The 14031-nt window shown below is 43.6% G+C and carries 14 protein-coding genes; 9 read left to right on the top strand and 5 right to left on the bottom strand.

Annotated elements, in window-relative coordinates; genetic code table 11:
* Nucleotides 1-11 precede the first annotated feature (11 nt).
* The 5 genes from fdh3B to cobB all read left to right on the top strand — a co-directional run bounded on the left by fdh3B (nt 12) and on the right by cobB (nt 4695).
* Nucleotides 12-620 (top strand): formate dehydrogenase FDH3 subunit beta, encoded by a 609-nt coding sequence (gene fdh3B, locus AB6E52_RS10405; RefSeq protein WP_004742271.1) that lies wholly within the window; start codon nt 12-14, stop codon nt 618-620.
* 13 nt (nt 621-633) lie between these two features.
* A complete protein-coding gene (locus AB6E52_RS10400) occupies nt 634-1707 on the top strand; it encodes a formate dehydrogenase subunit gamma (protein WP_017068194.1) in 1074 nt (357 codons plus the stop codon).
* On the top strand, nt 1691-2107 hold the full coding sequence (locus AB6E52_RS10395) for a hypothetical protein (protein ID WP_017059624.1): 417 nt from the start codon (nt 1691-1693) through the stop codon (nt 2105-2107). The genes AB6E52_RS10400 and AB6E52_RS10395 overlap by 17 nt, the downstream gene beginning before the upstream one ends.
* A gap of 376 nt (nt 2108-2483) precedes the next feature.
* Complete coding sequence (locus tag AB6E52_RS10390; RefSeq protein ID WP_102320202.1) at nt 2484-3704, top strand: ammonium transporter; 1221 nt, start codon at nt 2484-2486, stop codon at nt 3702-3704.
* 256 nt (nt 3705-3960) lie between these two features.
* Nucleotides 3961-4695: a Sir2 family NAD+-dependent deacetylase gene (gene cobB, locus AB6E52_RS10385; RefSeq protein ID WP_017063867.1), complete on the top strand. Its 735-nt coding sequence runs from the start codon at nt 3961-3963 to the stop codon at nt 4693-4695.
* A gap of 94 nt (nt 4696-4789) precedes the next feature.
* Here the strand turns inward: cobB and AB6E52_RS10380 are convergent, their stop codons facing one another.
* The 5 genes from AB6E52_RS10380 to potA form a co-directional block, all read right to left on the bottom strand.
* Nucleotides 4790-5827 (bottom strand): extracellular solute-binding protein, encoded by a 1038-nt coding sequence (locus AB6E52_RS10380; protein ID WP_017059627.1) that lies wholly within the window; start codon nt 5825-5827, stop codon nt 4790-4792.
* Nucleotides 5828-6037: 210 nt separating this feature from the next.
* Complete coding sequence (locus AB6E52_RS10375; protein ID WP_017059628.1) at nt 6038-7072, bottom strand: extracellular solute-binding protein; 1035 nt, start codon at nt 7070-7072, stop codon at nt 6038-6040.
* 149 nt (nt 7073-7221) lie between these two features.
* Nucleotides 7222-7992, bottom strand: a complete 771-nt coding sequence (gene potC, locus AB6E52_RS10370) for a spermidine/putrescine ABC transporter permease PotC (protein ID WP_017059629.1) — start codon at nt 7990-7992, stop codon at nt 7222-7224.
* Nucleotides 7992-8849, bottom strand: a complete 858-nt coding sequence (gene potB / locus AB6E52_RS10365; protein ID WP_017059630.1) for a spermidine/putrescine ABC transporter permease PotB — start codon at nt 8847-8849, stop codon at nt 7992-7994. The genes potC and potB overlap by 1 nt, the downstream gene beginning before the upstream one ends.
* Entirely contained in the window at nt 8833-9948 is a 1116-nt protein-coding gene (gene potA / locus AB6E52_RS10360; RefSeq protein ID WP_017059631.1) for a spermidine/putrescine ABC transporter ATP-binding protein PotA, read from the bottom strand. The genes potB and potA overlap by 17 nt, the downstream gene beginning before the upstream one ends.
* Nucleotides 9949-10277: 329 nt before the next feature.
* Between potA and AB6E52_RS10355 the strand changes: the two genes are divergently transcribed.
* The 4 genes from AB6E52_RS10355 to ttcA all read left to right on the top strand — a co-directional run bounded on the left by AB6E52_RS10355 (nt 10278) and on the right by ttcA (nt 13933).
* The gene (locus tag AB6E52_RS10355) at nt 10278-11105 is read left to right on the top strand and encodes a hypothetical protein (RefSeq protein ID WP_102320201.1); all 828 of its coding nucleotides are present in this window, start codon (nt 10278-10280) and stop codon (nt 11103-11105) included.
* Nucleotides 11098-11946, top strand: coding sequence for a glucosaminidase domain-containing protein (locus AB6E52_RS10350; RefSeq protein WP_102320200.1), 849 nt, complete (start codon nt 11098-11100; stop codon nt 11944-11946). The genes AB6E52_RS10355 and AB6E52_RS10350 overlap by 8 nt, the downstream gene beginning before the upstream one ends.
* Before the next feature lie 122 nt (nt 11947-12068).
* Nucleotides 12069-12719 (top strand): DUF2987 domain-containing protein, encoded by a 651-nt coding sequence (locus tag AB6E52_RS10345; protein ID WP_102320199.1) that lies wholly within the window; start codon nt 12069-12071, stop codon nt 12717-12719.
* Between the two features lie 320 nt (nt 12720-13039).
* A complete protein-coding gene (ttcA, locus tag AB6E52_RS10340; RefSeq protein WP_102320198.1) occupies nt 13040-13933 on the top strand; it encodes a tRNA 2-thiocytidine(32) synthetase TtcA in 894 nt (297 codons plus the stop codon).
* Nucleotides 13934-14031: the final 98 nt, after the last annotated feature.

The following is a 14031-nucleotide window of genomic DNA, read 5'->3' as shown; positions in this document are numbered from 1 at the left end:
GGAGTCTTAAAATGGCTAGAATGAAATTTCTTTGTGACACCAAGCGTTGTATCGAATGTAACGGTTGTGTCACTGCATGTAAGAATGAAAATGATGATGCTCTGGAATGGGGTATTCAACGTCGTCGCGTTGTGACACTGAACGATGGCGAACCAGGTGAAAACTCTATCTCAGTAGCGTGTATGCACTGTACTGATGCGCCATGTATGGCAGTTTGTCCTGCAGACTGTTTTGAACATACAGAAGACGGCATCGTACTTCACAATAAAGACCTATGTATTGGTTGTGGTTACTGCTTGTTTGCTTGTCCGTTTGGCGCACCTCAATTCCCTAAACAGGAAGCGTTTGGTGAGCGCGGTAAGATGGACAAGTGTACCTTCTGTGCTGGCGGCCCAGAAACAGAGCCAGGTTCTGTGGAAGAACGTCAAAAATACGGTGCGAACCGTATTGCTGAAGGCAAACTGCCAATGTGTGCTTCGCTTTGTTCAACTAAGGCACTGCTAGCGGGTGACGCAGAGAAAGTTTCTGATGTTTTCCGTCAGCGTGTTGTTGAACGTGGTGCGAAAGGTGCAGGTTGGACAGACGGCAACGACCTTTCTTACGATGCGACTAAGAGCTAAGTAGGAGAGACATATGCTTACAATGTTTAAGCGTCTCTTCCTTGTAGTGCTGCCAATGTTGGCAGCACTAACAATGCTTTCTCCTATGAGTCATGCATCTGAGACGAACTCATCACAAACTCAATCGAGCTCTGCTCAACGAGAAATCACACAACTTGCTGGCGCCGATTTTTGGCGACAAGTGAGAAACGGTGAGGAAGGTTACACCACATCTCAATCAGCTGAGCATGGTGTGTTGATCAGTACTCCAGGTCAAACGTGGTACATATTGAAAGAGAAGTGGATGTCACCAGCCGGTGCCGTCGCTATCTTTGGCAGTATTGCTTTCGTGACTTTGATGTACGTTGTGATTGGCCCGCTAATGCTAAGCGCGCCAAGAACAGGCCGTAAGATCAAACGTTGGTCTCGACTAGACCGTGCCTTGCACTGGAGTATGGCGTTTACCTTCTTAACACTGGCGTTCAGTGGTTTGATGTTGGTTTACGGTAAGCACTTCTTGAAGCCGTACATTCCAACAGACCTTTGGGGCTTCATCGTTCTATTGGCGAAGCAATACCACAACTACATCGGCCCGATTTTCTATGTGCTGTTGATGGCTGTTCTCATCAAGTGGTGGCGCAAGTCTATTTTCAAGATGGTCGATGTACAGTGGTTCATGAAACTGGGCGGTATGGTTGGGAAACATAAAGGTTCTCATCCATCTGCAGAGTTTTCGAACGCGGGTGAAAAAGCGCTGTTCTGGCTATTGATTGTAATGGGTAGTGTGGCTGCGATCAGTGGCTTGGTTTTAGACTTCCCAATCTTCGGTCAAACGCGTCGTGATATGGAGCTTTCAAACCTAGTCCACATGTTGGCTGCTTTGATCCTTATCTGTGGCTTTGTGTTCCACATCTACATCGGCTTGTTCGGTATGGAAGGGGCACTAGAAGGCATGGTAACAGGCGAAGTTGATGAGACTTGGGCTAAAGAGCACCATGATCTTTGGTACAAAGAAGTGATGGAACAAGAGAAAAACGGCGTTGAACAAAGCGCTAACGCAGCAACAGAGAAAACGGAAGGGGTGAATAAGAATGAACAAACCTCATAAAGGTATTTGGGTCGCTTACATACTAAGCTGCTTTACGCCATTTACTTGTCTTCTCTCTGGTGTGGTTGCCATCATCTACGCGGGCTATCGTTTAGATAAAGGCGAAGATGGTGAAGTAGTGGATACCCATTACTACGGCTTGATTCGCTCGTTCTTCTTGAACTTGACGTTCTTTGTCGTTCTTATCGTAACGGTAGCGACCTCTAATGGCGTGTTGATCGGTGTGAACGATTACTGGTATCAAAATCATATTATCGATGACATCGCTTACTACATACCGTATGTAGGCATGTTGTTCGGTGGTGTTGCGATTGTGGTTTGGTTTATTCGTATGTATCAAGGTATGCAGCGTTTAAGTCAAAACCTACCGCAAAACCCGACAACAGGTCCAAACTTGTAGTCGAGTATCGGCTCACTAGATAGCGAATTATCTAGCACAATAGTCCTTTTGAAAGCCCAATGATTTCGGTCATTGGGCTTTTTGTTTCTAATCAGCAACGAAACTTAATGAAGCATAGTATTGACCGCTTCAATATGGTGCAACTCCCTTAATTGGTGCAATTCTTGTTTCCATTTTCACGCTCATTAAGAACCAAGAAAGTGCACCGATAAATTTATTATCAATTAATCAGTAAGTTAAAAGCAAAAACTGTTGCACGAAAATTACCCTTCACACTTGGAACACATCTTGCGTTCACTGTTGAGTCTTTAATTAATTACAACATTGAATCGCACGATATCAGTGCAAATCAGATAAAGCGAAGGAGAATGCTTTAATGAGTGAAACGGTGACTCAAGTTCATAGTGCAGTACAAACCCTTACCCAAAGTTCAGATACTTTATTCCTATTACTCGGCGCAATCATGGTCTTCCTGATGCATGCTGGCTTTGCGTTTCTCGAAGTCGGTACCGTGCGAAAGAAGAACCAAGTCAACGCGCTAGTTAAGATCCTTTCCGACTTTGGTGTCTCCGCCATTGCTTACTTCTTTATCGGTTACTGGGTTGCTTACGGTGCACACTTTTTTGCAGACGCAGAAACACTTTCGCAAGGCAACGGATATGAACTGGTTAAGTTCTTCTTCCTAATGACATTCGCAGCGGCAATTCCTGCGATTGTTTCTGGTGGTATCGCAGAGCGTGCTCGTTTCTATCCAATTTTGATTGCGACACTGTTTACGGTTGGTTTCATCTATCCATTTTTTGAAGGCATCATTTGGAACGGCAACTTTGGATTCCAAGATTGGCTAGAAGGTCAGTTTGGTTACGTGTTCCATGACTTCGCAGGCTCGGTAGTGGTTCACGGCGTAGGTGGTTGGATTGCTTTGGTCGCAGTTTACTTCTTAGGGATGCGTAAAGGTCGAATCCGTGCAGGCAAACACACCAACTTCGCACCATCGAATATCCCATTCTTAGCACTAGGCTCTTGGATCTTATGTGTGGGTTGGTTTGGCTTTAACGTGATGTCAGCTCAAGCGATCAATGGCATCAGCGGTCTCGTGGCAATGAACTCTCTCATGGCCATGGTTGGCGGTATTCTTGCGGCTCTAATTGCAGGTAAAAATGACCCGGGCTTCATCCACAATGGTCCTTTGGCTGGTCTCGTCGCTATCTGTGCGGGCTCAGATTTGATGCACCCACTTGGCGCTTTGGTGACGGGCGGTGTGGCAGGTGCGCTGTTTGTTTACCTATTTACTTATATGCAAAACAAAACACAGATTGATGATGTATTAGGTGTATGGCCTCTACACGGCATATGTGGCGCTTGGGGTGGCATTGCAGCGGGTATCTTCGGCTCGCAAACATTCTGGGGGCTAGGGGGCGTGAGCTTTGCTTCTCAAGTTGTCGGTACACTAGCGGGCATTGCTGTGGCTTTGATTGGCGCAATGATTGTTTATGGTGTGTTGAGCAAACTAACAGGCCTACGCTTAAGTGAAGAAGATGAATTCAACGGTGCGGATCTTTCTATCCATAAGATCTCTTCTATCAACGAAGACTAACGTTGTTCACTTGGTGGGGTAAAGCACATCAAGTAGACAACTGTTGAACAGAACTAAGCGGCTTCGGTCGCTTTTTTGTTTCTATGGATAGCAAAACAGAGAATTTGAGTAACAACAACCACAACTATCAAGCGAGTTATGTCACAAATAGCCAATGAATTCAGTTGCCTAAGACTATGGTCTAATCCCCAAAACTATTGTTGGAATTTGAACAGTGCTAAGCTGTTACAAAGTGACATATCTAAAAGGACGTTATATGCATTTCCCATATCGAAATATCGTAATTCTTACTGGCGCTGGCATCTCTGCAGAGTCGGGGATACAAACATTCCGAGCACAAGACGGGCTATGGGAAAACCACAAAATCGAAGATGTAGCGACGCCTGAAGGGTTCGCAAAAGATCCTGACTTGGTACAAGCCTTCTATAACAAGCGTCGTCACGGCCTGCAAAGTGAGAGCATTCAGCCCAATTCAGCCCACAAGGCGCTAGGAGAGCTCGAAGACAAGCTTGATGGCAAAGTTACCATCATTACTCAAAACATCGACAATTTGCACGAGAGAGGCGGTAGCAACAACATTATTCACATGCATGGTGAACTTTTAAAAGCGCGTTGCAGTGAATCCAATCAAGTTGTAGAGCACAAAGGCGATATTGAAACGGGTGAACTTTGTCATTGCTGCCAAATCCCTGCACAAATGCGTCCACATATTGTTTGGTTTGGCGAAATGCCACTAAGAATGGGCGACATTTATTCCGCACTGGAAGAAGCGGATCTGTTTATCTCTATCGGAACTTCAGGTGTTGTTTATCCAGCGGCAGGCTTTGTTCACGATGCGAAAATGCATGGTGCACATACTATCGAGATAAACCTCGAACCAAGTGCGGTTGAAAGTGAATTTGAAGAGAAGCGCTACGGCAAGGCGAGTATCGAGGTGCCTAAACTGGTTGGCGAGTTATTATGTACAGAGAAAGGTTCTTTAACGGCCTAAGCCTTGTCTTTAATAACACACATCAGTTTCTGAATCTGAAAAAATAAAGCGGCTTACGCCGCTTTATTTACTTAACTTCTTAACTAACAATAACTTAGTTGTTTACTTTAAGTTTTTGGAAGTACTCGTCATAAATAACGCTCGCTTCACCAACTTCATCTTGCCACACACCGTTATCCATCACTGATTGTGGTGGGAAAACGTTCTTGTCTTCAGCAAATTCTTTAGGAAGAAGAGGGTAAGCGGTTTTAACTGGTGTCGGGTAACCGATCTCTAGAGCAATTTTCGCAGCGTTCTCTGGGCGAAGAAGGAAGTCGATCATCTTATGAGCCGCTTCAGTGTTCTTAGCGCCTGCTGGAATTGCTAGGCTGTCCATCCAGAAGATAGCGCCTTTTTCTGGCCAGATAATGTCAATCGTTGCGCCTTCTTGGCGTGCCATGTAAGCAGAACCATTCCAAAGCATACCAAGAGACACTTCACCTGCTAGGTAAGGGTTCGCTGGGAAATCTGAGTTAAATACCAATACGTTTGGCATTAGCTTACGAAGTTCTTCGTAGGCTTCTTTGATTTCTTCAGGGTTAGTCGTGTTTGGAGAGTAGCCCAGTTTAGATAGAGCGATATGGAAAACCTCACGAGAGTCATCCATCATCATCAGTTGACCTTCCCACTGCGTATCCCACAGATCGCCCCAGTTTTTAACTGAAGACTTGTCTAGCATGTCTGAGTTGATACCAATACCCGTCGCACCCCAGATGTATGGGATTGAGTAGTTGTTATTTGGGTCAAATGGCTTATCTAAGTAATTTGGATCCAAATCTGCAAAGTGGCTTAGCTTGGTTTTATCAAGCTCTTGAAGCATGCCTTCTTTACGCATCTTAGAAACGAAGTAAGTAGAAGGAACCACTAAGTCGTAACCCGTACCTTGAGTTTTTAACTTAGCGTACATGCTTTCGTTAGACTCATAAGTTGAGTAGTAGACTTTAATGCCCGTCTCTTCTGTGAAGTCTTCTAGTACTTCATTTGGAATATATTCAGACCAGTTGTAAAAATACAGTTCTTGGTCAGCTGCGAAAGAGGGTGTAGAAAGTAAAGTAGCAGCACACAATGCGCCGGTATACAGTGTTTTTTTCATTACTGTTCCGTTCATTTGTTTGATTTGGAGCTGGGTAGTGAACCCAAGGTAAAGGATTTCGAAAAATCGCGCTATATTATAGCAGCGATATAATAAAATAGGCAGCCTAAGCTGCCTATTCATTGATATTCTTATTTTTAACTTATTGATTATCTACGTTGACCTGTTAAGTAAACTGGTTACTTAGCCACAGTTAGATAATAAGCTAAATTACTGACCTGCTTTAAGTTTCATGAAGTAATCTTCGTACTTCACTGTCTTATCGCCAACCGCAGCTTGCCATTCAACACGATCAAGGTCTTCTTGCGATGGGAATAGCGCAGGGCTATCTTTGAACTTCTCGTTAGACGCTTTAACGGCCGTTAGGTAGCCTGTGTCACGAGAAATTTGCTCAGCAATTTCAGGGCGAAGTAGGAAATCAATCATCTTATGAGCTGCTTCTACGTTTACCGCACCAGAGCTAATCGCAAAGTTATCAACCCAACCGATACCGCCTTCTTTAGGGAAAACCAGTTTGATTGGTAGACCTTCGTTTTGCGCTGCAGCAGCAGAACCGTTCCACAGCATACCAAGACCCACTTCACCAGACATGTAAGGCGCGCCTGGGTTGTCTGAGTTAAATACTAGAACGTTTGGCATAAGCTTTTGTAGCTCAGCGTACGCTTCGTCGATCTCTTTTTCGTTGGTTGTGTTACCAGAGTAACCTAACTTACGCAGTGCGATGTGGAACACTTCACGAGTGTCGTCCATCATCATCAGTTGACCTTCAAGCTCTGGCTTCCATAGATCAGCCCAGCTTTGGAAATCTTCTGGATCGTACATGTCAGTGTTAACAGCAAGACCTGTGATCGCAACTACGTGTGGAATAGAGTAGTCGTTGCTTGGGTCGTACGGCTTATCTAGATAGTTAGTATCTAGATTCTTGAAGTTGTTCAGCTTAGTTTTGTCGATCTTTTGTAGCATACCTTCGTCACGCATCTTAGATACGAAGTAAGTCGACGGCACAACTAGGTCATAGCCTTTGTTGTGTGTTTTTAGCTTTGCGTACAGGGTTTCGTTCGACTCGTAAGTCGAGTAGATCACCTTGATACCAGTTTCATCAGTGAACTGTTCTAGAATCTCACTGTTGATGTAAGGTCCCCAATTCATGAATACCAATTCTTTGTTATCTTTTGCAAATGATGGTGCAGATAACATTGAAAGCGCACATGCACTACCAGCTAATAGAGTAGCCCATTTTTTCATTGACGTTAGCTCCAAACTAAACGTTGCCCGAAGGCAGTAGATAGAAAAACAGAATGGCAATTTACCATTCTGTTTATGATTAACACTTTTTTTGAACTTGAAGTCTCTTAACTTCTTAATCAAGCCAGTCTCTATATAGAGTAGGAGACTTACTTGATTTTTTCTCTCGCTAATGACTGAGAAATGATCACCAGTATTAACGACACCACTAACATCACTGTTGCTAGGGCGTTTACCTCAGGAGAGATACCCACTTTAACCATTGAGTAAATCTTCAGTGGTAAGATTTCATACGTTGGGCCGGTTACGAAAGAGCTAATGATGACATCGTCCAAAGACAGAGTGAAGCTCAATAACCAACCCGCAGCAACCGCTGGCTTAGCAAGAGGCAGAATGATCTGTTTTAGAATCGTCCATTCACTTGCACCTAAGTCTTTTGCTGCTTCTAGCATCTTCACATCAAAGCCATTCAAGCGACTGTATACCGTTACTACAACAAACGGTAGACAGAAGGTAATGTGAGCAGCAAGTAGGGTAAAGAACCCAAGTTGAACACCCATTACCAAGAATAGCGCAAGAAGCGAAATCGCCATTACGATATCTGGAGACATCATTACGATGAACAGCATGCCATTTACGATGCCTTTACCTTTAAATTGGTAACGGAATAGGGCTACTGCTGTAAGGCTCCCGACAATCGTTGCGGCTGTTGCTGAGAACACCGCTACGTTGATCGAGTGCCACGCAGCCTGCATTAGGCTGTCGTTGTTAATAAGCGCGTCATACCATTTAGTGGTGAAGCCACCCCATTTCATACCAAACTTATTGGCATTAAACGAGTTAGCGATCAATACGATAATAGGTAGGTATAGAAAGGCGTATACCAGCGCCATAAAGCTGAACTTAACTGTGCGCCCCATTAGTCTAGCTCCACTTTCTTGTTCAATAGCTTACCTGCTCGGTAGTAGGCATACAGCATCACAGCCATTGCCATGGTCAGTGCGATACTCGTCGCTGCGCCAAACGGCCAGTCTCGAGCGTTGAGCACTTGGCTCTTAATCACGTTACCAATCAATAGGTTCTTAGCTCCGCCTAATAGGTCAGAGATGTAGAACATACCTAACGCTGGCAGTAGCACTAACAAACAGCCGCCAATAATGCCCGGCATTGTTAGTGGTAGTACCACTTTCAATAGCGTTTGCAGTTTGTTCGCACCTAAATCTTTAGCCGCTTCTAAATACGTATCGTCCAGTTTTTCAATCGCTGAATACAGCGGCAGAATCATAAACGGAAGTAGGATGTACACTAAACCGATCATTACTGCGGTTTCTGAGTACATGATACGTAGCGGTTTATCAATGATATCTAACGCTAACAAGCTTTTGTTCAAGACACCTTGCGTACCCAGTACAATTTTTAATCCGTATGTACGAATCAAAGAGTTCGTCCAGAATGGTACTATCACTAGGAACAACATGATTGGACGCCACTTCGCCGGCATTTTTGCCACGATGTAAGCGAATGGGTAACCAATAATCAAACAAAGTAGGGTTGCGACAATTGCCATATAGAAAGAGTGCATCAACACTTTAAAATACAGCGGGTCAGCCAAACGCACGTAGTTATCGAGAGTGAAGGTCATCTCGATCAAGTTCGCTTCATCACGAGTTAAGAAGCTAGTACCAATGATCATGATGTTTGGAATCATCACGAACAACACTAACCAACCTGTGATTAAAGCAACAATTGCGTTTTGTAAATTAAACTTCTTGCTCATCTTCTAATACCACTTCCCAGCTCTCAACCCAAGTTACTGCAACTTTTTGGCCCAGTGAGTGATCAACATCAGGGTCATCTTCGTTGAAGAATTCGCTAACCATGACACGCATACCAGATTCAAGTTCTACGACTGAATCTAATGTCATGCCTTTATAGGTTCGCTCGACAATGTGGCCAACAATACCGCGTTGCTCTGACTCTTTAATTTCTTCGATTCGAAGATCTTCAGGGCGAAGCAATACTTGCAGTTTTTGACCCGGTGTTACGTCTTTATCGTGATAGATAATGGACTCTTCACCTTCGATTGTCGCAACAATGCGTTTTTCATCTTGACGAGATTTCGCTGTCGCTTCGAATACGTTAATTTCACCAATGAAACGCGCTACAAATAGGTTCTTAGGCTCTTCGTAGATCTCTCTTGGTGTTCCGTCTTGTTCAATCACGCCATCACGCATAACAATAATACGGTCAGACATAGACAGCGCCTCTTCTTGGTCATGCGTTACAAAAATGAACGTGATACCAAGTTGGCGTTGTAATTGTTTCAGCTCGATTTGCATCTGTTTACGTAGTTTGTAATCCAGAGCAGATAGAGATTCATCCAACAAAAGAACTTTAGGCTTATTAACGACAGCACGAGCGATTGCGATACGTTGCTGTTGGCCACCAGATAGCTGGTGTGGCTTTCGTTGTGCCATTTGTTCTAGGCGCACCATTTTCAAAGCATCCATTACACGAGGTTCAATCTCGCTGTTTGGAACTTTCTGCATGCGTAAGCCAAATGCCACATTGTCGAAAACGGTCATATGCGGGAATAGGGCATAGCTTTGGAATACAGTGTTTACATGCCTTTGTTCAGCAGGAACTTGGGTTACGTTTTGTTCAGCTAATAGTATTTGACCACTATCTGCCGTTTCAAAACCCGCAATCATTCTTAGCACGGTTGTTTTACCACAACCTGATGGGCCTAAAATCGTGAGAAACTCACCATGATTTACGTTTAAATCCAGATTGCCGATGACTTCCTTACCATCGAAACTTTTACTGATGCCAGTTAGCTGTACTACTGGCTTTCCTACTGATTTTTTAGCGTTCAACGTCTGTTTTTCTCCACCTTGGTTCTATTTGAGACCTGTTGCTATACACCTTTAAGGCGCGCATCATAATCACCAAAAACGTGAATTCAAAGCATTTTTTACCTTTCGAAGATAAAAAATTTCGCAGGTAAAAGTAAACATCCTTTACCATACTGTTATTTACTGGGTTTACACCCTAACAAGTGTCTAATTATTAACCATCAAGACGCAAAAGCAAGCCTTGTTACAGATTCATATTTTAGTTTGTATCCGACATATGAGTATAATGAAGGTAATTTTTTATCAATAAGTTAGGTGGCTTCGCTTAATCGGCACACCTAGGTATCAATATGAACAACGACATCGAAAAAGATTTTAATTTGGGCGGTAGTATCAACCGTGCACTTTCTGGCGATTATGAGCTCAAAGCAACGGCTGTATTCCAAGAAGCTTGGAAACATACGATAAGTCACTTTCTTTCGTTTTCCCCAGCGATTATTGCTTTGATGTTTGTGCAGCTCGCTATCTTTTATATCGCACTAAAACTACAGCTTGGTGATCCTGCGGTTATCTTGGATGCGGTTATCGACCCAGAGTCGTTCACGCCACAAATCGTTGAATCGATTTTTATTGCGAACTTTAGCTATGAAGTGATCAGCGCGCCTATCTATGCCGGTATCTGTTTAATGGCAATGAGCCACGCCGCTGGCCTACAGACCAAAGTACGCCACATTGGTAAAGGCTTACAGTTTACGATTCCAGTAATTCTTGTGACTCTGTTCAGCCTGATGCTTCAAGGTATTGCAGGTATGATTCTGCCGTTTCTGTCGATTTACTTCTCACTTGCATTCAGCCACTCAATCCTGTTGATTTGCGATAAGAAAGTACCACCAATGCAATCGCTTCTGCTTTCTCTGCGTGCTGTCAACAAAAAAATCTTCACCGTTGCTTCTATCTACCTATTAGTAATGCTGATGTTCATCGTCGCGGCAATGATGTACGGCATTGGCTTAATCTTCGTTCTTCCGTTCTTCTTCCACGTGAAAGGAATCCTTTACCGTGAAATGTTTGGCATCAAGTTGAAACTGATTGCTTCAGATCGTCCAAAGAGCGAAGACGATAACAACGATAGCAATAACGACGACAATAACAAAAACCCACAGGTGTTCGATGCATAAAGACACACAGGCAAGCACAAGCAAATCACTTGCGCTTAAAGTGACGGCACTGGCTCTTGTTGGCTCTATTTCAATGATTGGTCCTTATATTTACCAAGAAGAAGAACGTCGACGAACGACAGAGCAGAGCTCCAACTCAACTGACCAGTTTGGTGACTTGACGGTTTCTTCGAGCACACCGAACTTTGCGGCCATCGAAGATGTGAATGAGAAAAAGGACACATTTTTTTCGTTCCTACGTCCAAGCATCAATATTGAAAACAAACGTATCACCAAAGAGCGCGCGTTTTTAACTAAGCTCTCTGAGTCTGGTTTAAACAATGTTGACTCTGAAGACGCGTCATACGCAAAGAGACTAGGGAAGCTATATAGCCTGCCTGTACCTTCATCGGGCTTAGATGACGCTTGGCTGAAAGAAATGTTGAATCGTGTAAACGTGCTACCTGAAGCGCTTGTGTTAACTCAGGCGGCCAATGAATCAGCTTGGGGTACATCTCGTTTCGCCACTAAAGCAAATAACTATTTTGGACACTGGTGTTACACCAAAGGTTGTGGCCTTGTTCCGCTACAACGTAACGAAGGTAGCTCGCATGAAGTCGCAACATTCTCTTCAAGCCAAGAATCCGTACATCGGTATTTCATGAACCTTAATCGTAATCGTGCTTACGCCGATCTAAGAGTGATTCGTGCAAAACTTGATGCGCAAGGTGATGATCTTTTAACAACCGCAACGGCGACAGAGCTCACCAATGGCTTGTTAAAATATTCTGAGCGAGGTTCCGACTATGTGACTGATTTACAAGCTATGATCCGTCACAACGAGGTATACTGGAAAAAGTAACTCATTTTGATACCAACTTGGTTGCCTTCGATAGTCGGCTTATACCAGTAATATCACAAAAAGAGCAGCTCATTGGCTGCTCTTTCTATTTATAAACGCTCAACTTCGACAAGATTATAATAATGAAAAAGACAGCACTCGCTTTATTAGCCTCATTAAGCCTTGGGGTTTCTCTTCCTGCTACAGCGCAAGAATACATGTTCACGTATTCTAAGCTTTATACTCAGCTGAAAAACAACACCAAAGAAGGGCATGATGATGTCAAAGTTGCGGTCTTCTTTGTTGATCAACAAGCTCAGCAAACCTGTCACATCAGCAAAGCTTGGATGGAAAAAGAAGAGCACTACGAAGAGCTAAAAGTCTCTCCAGCCAATGAACTGCTTCTACCGGTAGATCAAAACCTACGCTCAGCAAACCCTCTTATCTTTGTACAAACTCAAGAACAGGAATGTGCGTATTCTTTGGTCGTGATGACTCAAGAGCCTTTAGTTGAAACTGTTGAAGTTACACAGATAGAAAATCTATTGCCACAGATGCAGGCGATGCTTGAAGACGTCAGCGGCATGTTCTCTGGTTGGTTCACGCCAGATATCCAAGGGTTAACGCTAGAGTTCGCTAATAAGCTGGAAGGCAACATCGAGCTTTCAAATGGTAAGCAACTACCAATCAAAGAAGGGCGAGCGAAATTCACCTTAGAAGAACTTCATGGAAGTGACAGCATCACGTTACCAGAACCAACAGTTCGCGTATTGCCGTACATTCCCGCGCAATAGTTTTTAACGGAATCATTGTTAGTGAAGTAAAAGCTTAGCGGAATCATTCCCCTAAGCTTTTACGACATATCTTAAAGCAGCCTCATCGAATTAGATCAGGCTGCTTTTCTTTATCTGCGATACCAACCGAGAGCATGTGAAACCGCGTTTCTCTACCAGCTAGGGAGCTTATCGAACAATAAAAGCAGAATCTTTCTATTACTCAGCTTGTTTATCCTGCCGTTACTATTTCAACATTAAATAAAAATCCGTATAATCCACGCCCTAAAACAGTCCCACTAGCAATCTACAGTCGGTAATACGACGGTGTGAGAGTCGCAATGAACCAAAACGATAATAGAAAAGAAACACTTGAATTCAACAAACTTCAGAAACGTCTGAGAAGAAATGTTGGAAATGCCATCATCGACTACAACATGATCGAAGAGAATGACGTAGTAATGGCATGTATTAGTGGCGGTAAAGATTCATTTGCGATGCTAGATATTTTGCTACGTTTACGTGAAGTAGCACCGATCAAATTTGATGTTGTGGCAGTAAACCTAGATCAAAAACAACCTGGGTTCCCTGAACACATTCTTCCTGAGTACTTTGAAACGCTGAACATTCCTTACTACATCGTAGATAAAGACACGTATTCAGTGGTTAAAGAGAAAGTGCCAGAAGGTAAAACAACGTGTGGCCTATGTTCTCGTCTTCGTCGTGGTACTTTGTACTCATTCGCAGAGAAGATTGGTGCAACTAAGATCGCTCTGGGTCACCACCTAGACGACATCGTTGAGACCATGTTCCTAAACATGTTCCACGGTGCGCGCTTAAAGGCTATGCCACCAAAGCTTCGTTCAGATGATGGTCGTAACGTTGTTATTCGTCCACTGACTTACTGTCGTGAAACGGACCTAATCAAATACGCAGAACATAAAGAGTTCCCAATCATTCCTTGTAACCTATGTGGCTCTCAAGAGAATCTACAGCGTCAGAACATTAAAGCGATGCTAATTGATTGGGATAAGAAAACGCCAGGTCGTGTTGAGAAGATCTTCAAGTCAATCCAGAACGTAAGTCCAAGCCAACTGGCTGACCGCGAGCTGTTTGACTTCGTGAACCTTCCACTAGACCGTAGTGAAGACCGCAAAGCGTACGAATTCGAAGAAGCTGAAATTTCATCTTCTAACATCGATGAGTCAATGTTCATCGACGTAACGAACGTATAATAAGAATAATCGTTGTAGAGCAATAGATGCGCCTACAACAGACAATCGAGTAGGAGGAGGCCTCACGGCCTCCGTCCTCTCACACCACCGTACAAGCG

Source organism: Vibrio sp. 10N.247.311.13, assembly GCF_041467595.1.
In the GTDB taxonomy this organism is placed as follows: Bacteria; Pseudomonadota; Gammaproteobacteria; order Enterobacterales; family Vibrionaceae; genus Vibrio; species Vibrio crassostreae_C.
Note: the sequence above shows the minus strand (reverse complement) of the source record. Positions and strands in the feature narration are given on the sequence as shown.

Bases quoted from the DNA above. Each gene is read 5' to 3' on its own strand.
- AB6E52_RS10375 (WP_017059628.1), bottom strand. From the start codon at position 7,072: ATGAAAAAATGGGCTACTCTATTAGCTGGTAGTGCATGTGCGCTTTCA.
- ttcA (WP_102320198.1), top strand. From the start codon at position 13,040: ATGAACCAAAACGATAATAGAAAAGAAACACTTGAATTCAACAAACTT.
- AB6E52_RS10380 (WP_017059627.1), bottom strand. From the start codon at position 5,827: ATGAAAAAAACACTGTATACCGGCGCATTGTGTGCTGCTACTTTACTT.
- AB6E52_RS10395 (WP_017059624.1), top strand. From the start codon at position 1,691: ATGAACAAACCTCATAAAGGTATTTGGGTCGCTTACATACTAAGCTGC.
- fdh3B (WP_004742271.1), top strand. From the start codon at position 12: ATGGCTAGAATGAAATTTCTTTGTGACACCAAGCGTTGTATCGAATGT.
- potB (WP_017059630.1), bottom strand. From the start codon at position 8,849: ATGAGCAAGAAGTTTAATTTACAAAACGCAATTGTTGCTTTAATCACA.
- AB6E52_RS10345 (WP_102320199.1), top strand. From the start codon at position 12,069: ATGAAAAAGACAGCACTCGCTTTATTAGCCTCATTAAGCCTTGGGGTT.
- AB6E52_RS10350 (WP_102320200.1), top strand. From the start codon at position 11,098: ATGCATAAAGACACACAGGCAAGCACAAGCAAATCACTTGCGCTTAAA.
- AB6E52_RS10400 (WP_017068194.1), top strand. From the start codon at position 634: ATGCTTACAATGTTTAAGCGTCTCTTCCTTGTAGTGCTGCCAATGTTG.
- potC (WP_017059629.1), bottom strand. From the start codon at position 7,992: ATGGGGCGCACAGTTAAGTTCAGCTTTATGGCGCTGGTATACGCCTTT.
- AB6E52_RS10390 (WP_102320202.1), top strand. From the start codon at position 2,484: ATGAGTGAAACGGTGACTCAAGTTCATAGTGCAGTACAAACCCTTACC.
- cobB (WP_017063867.1), top strand. From the start codon at position 3,961: ATGCATTTCCCATATCGAAATATCGTAATTCTTACTGGCGCTGGCATC.
- AB6E52_RS10355 (WP_102320201.1), top strand. From the start codon at position 10,278: ATGAACAACGACATCGAAAAAGATTTTAATTTGGGCGGTAGTATCAAC.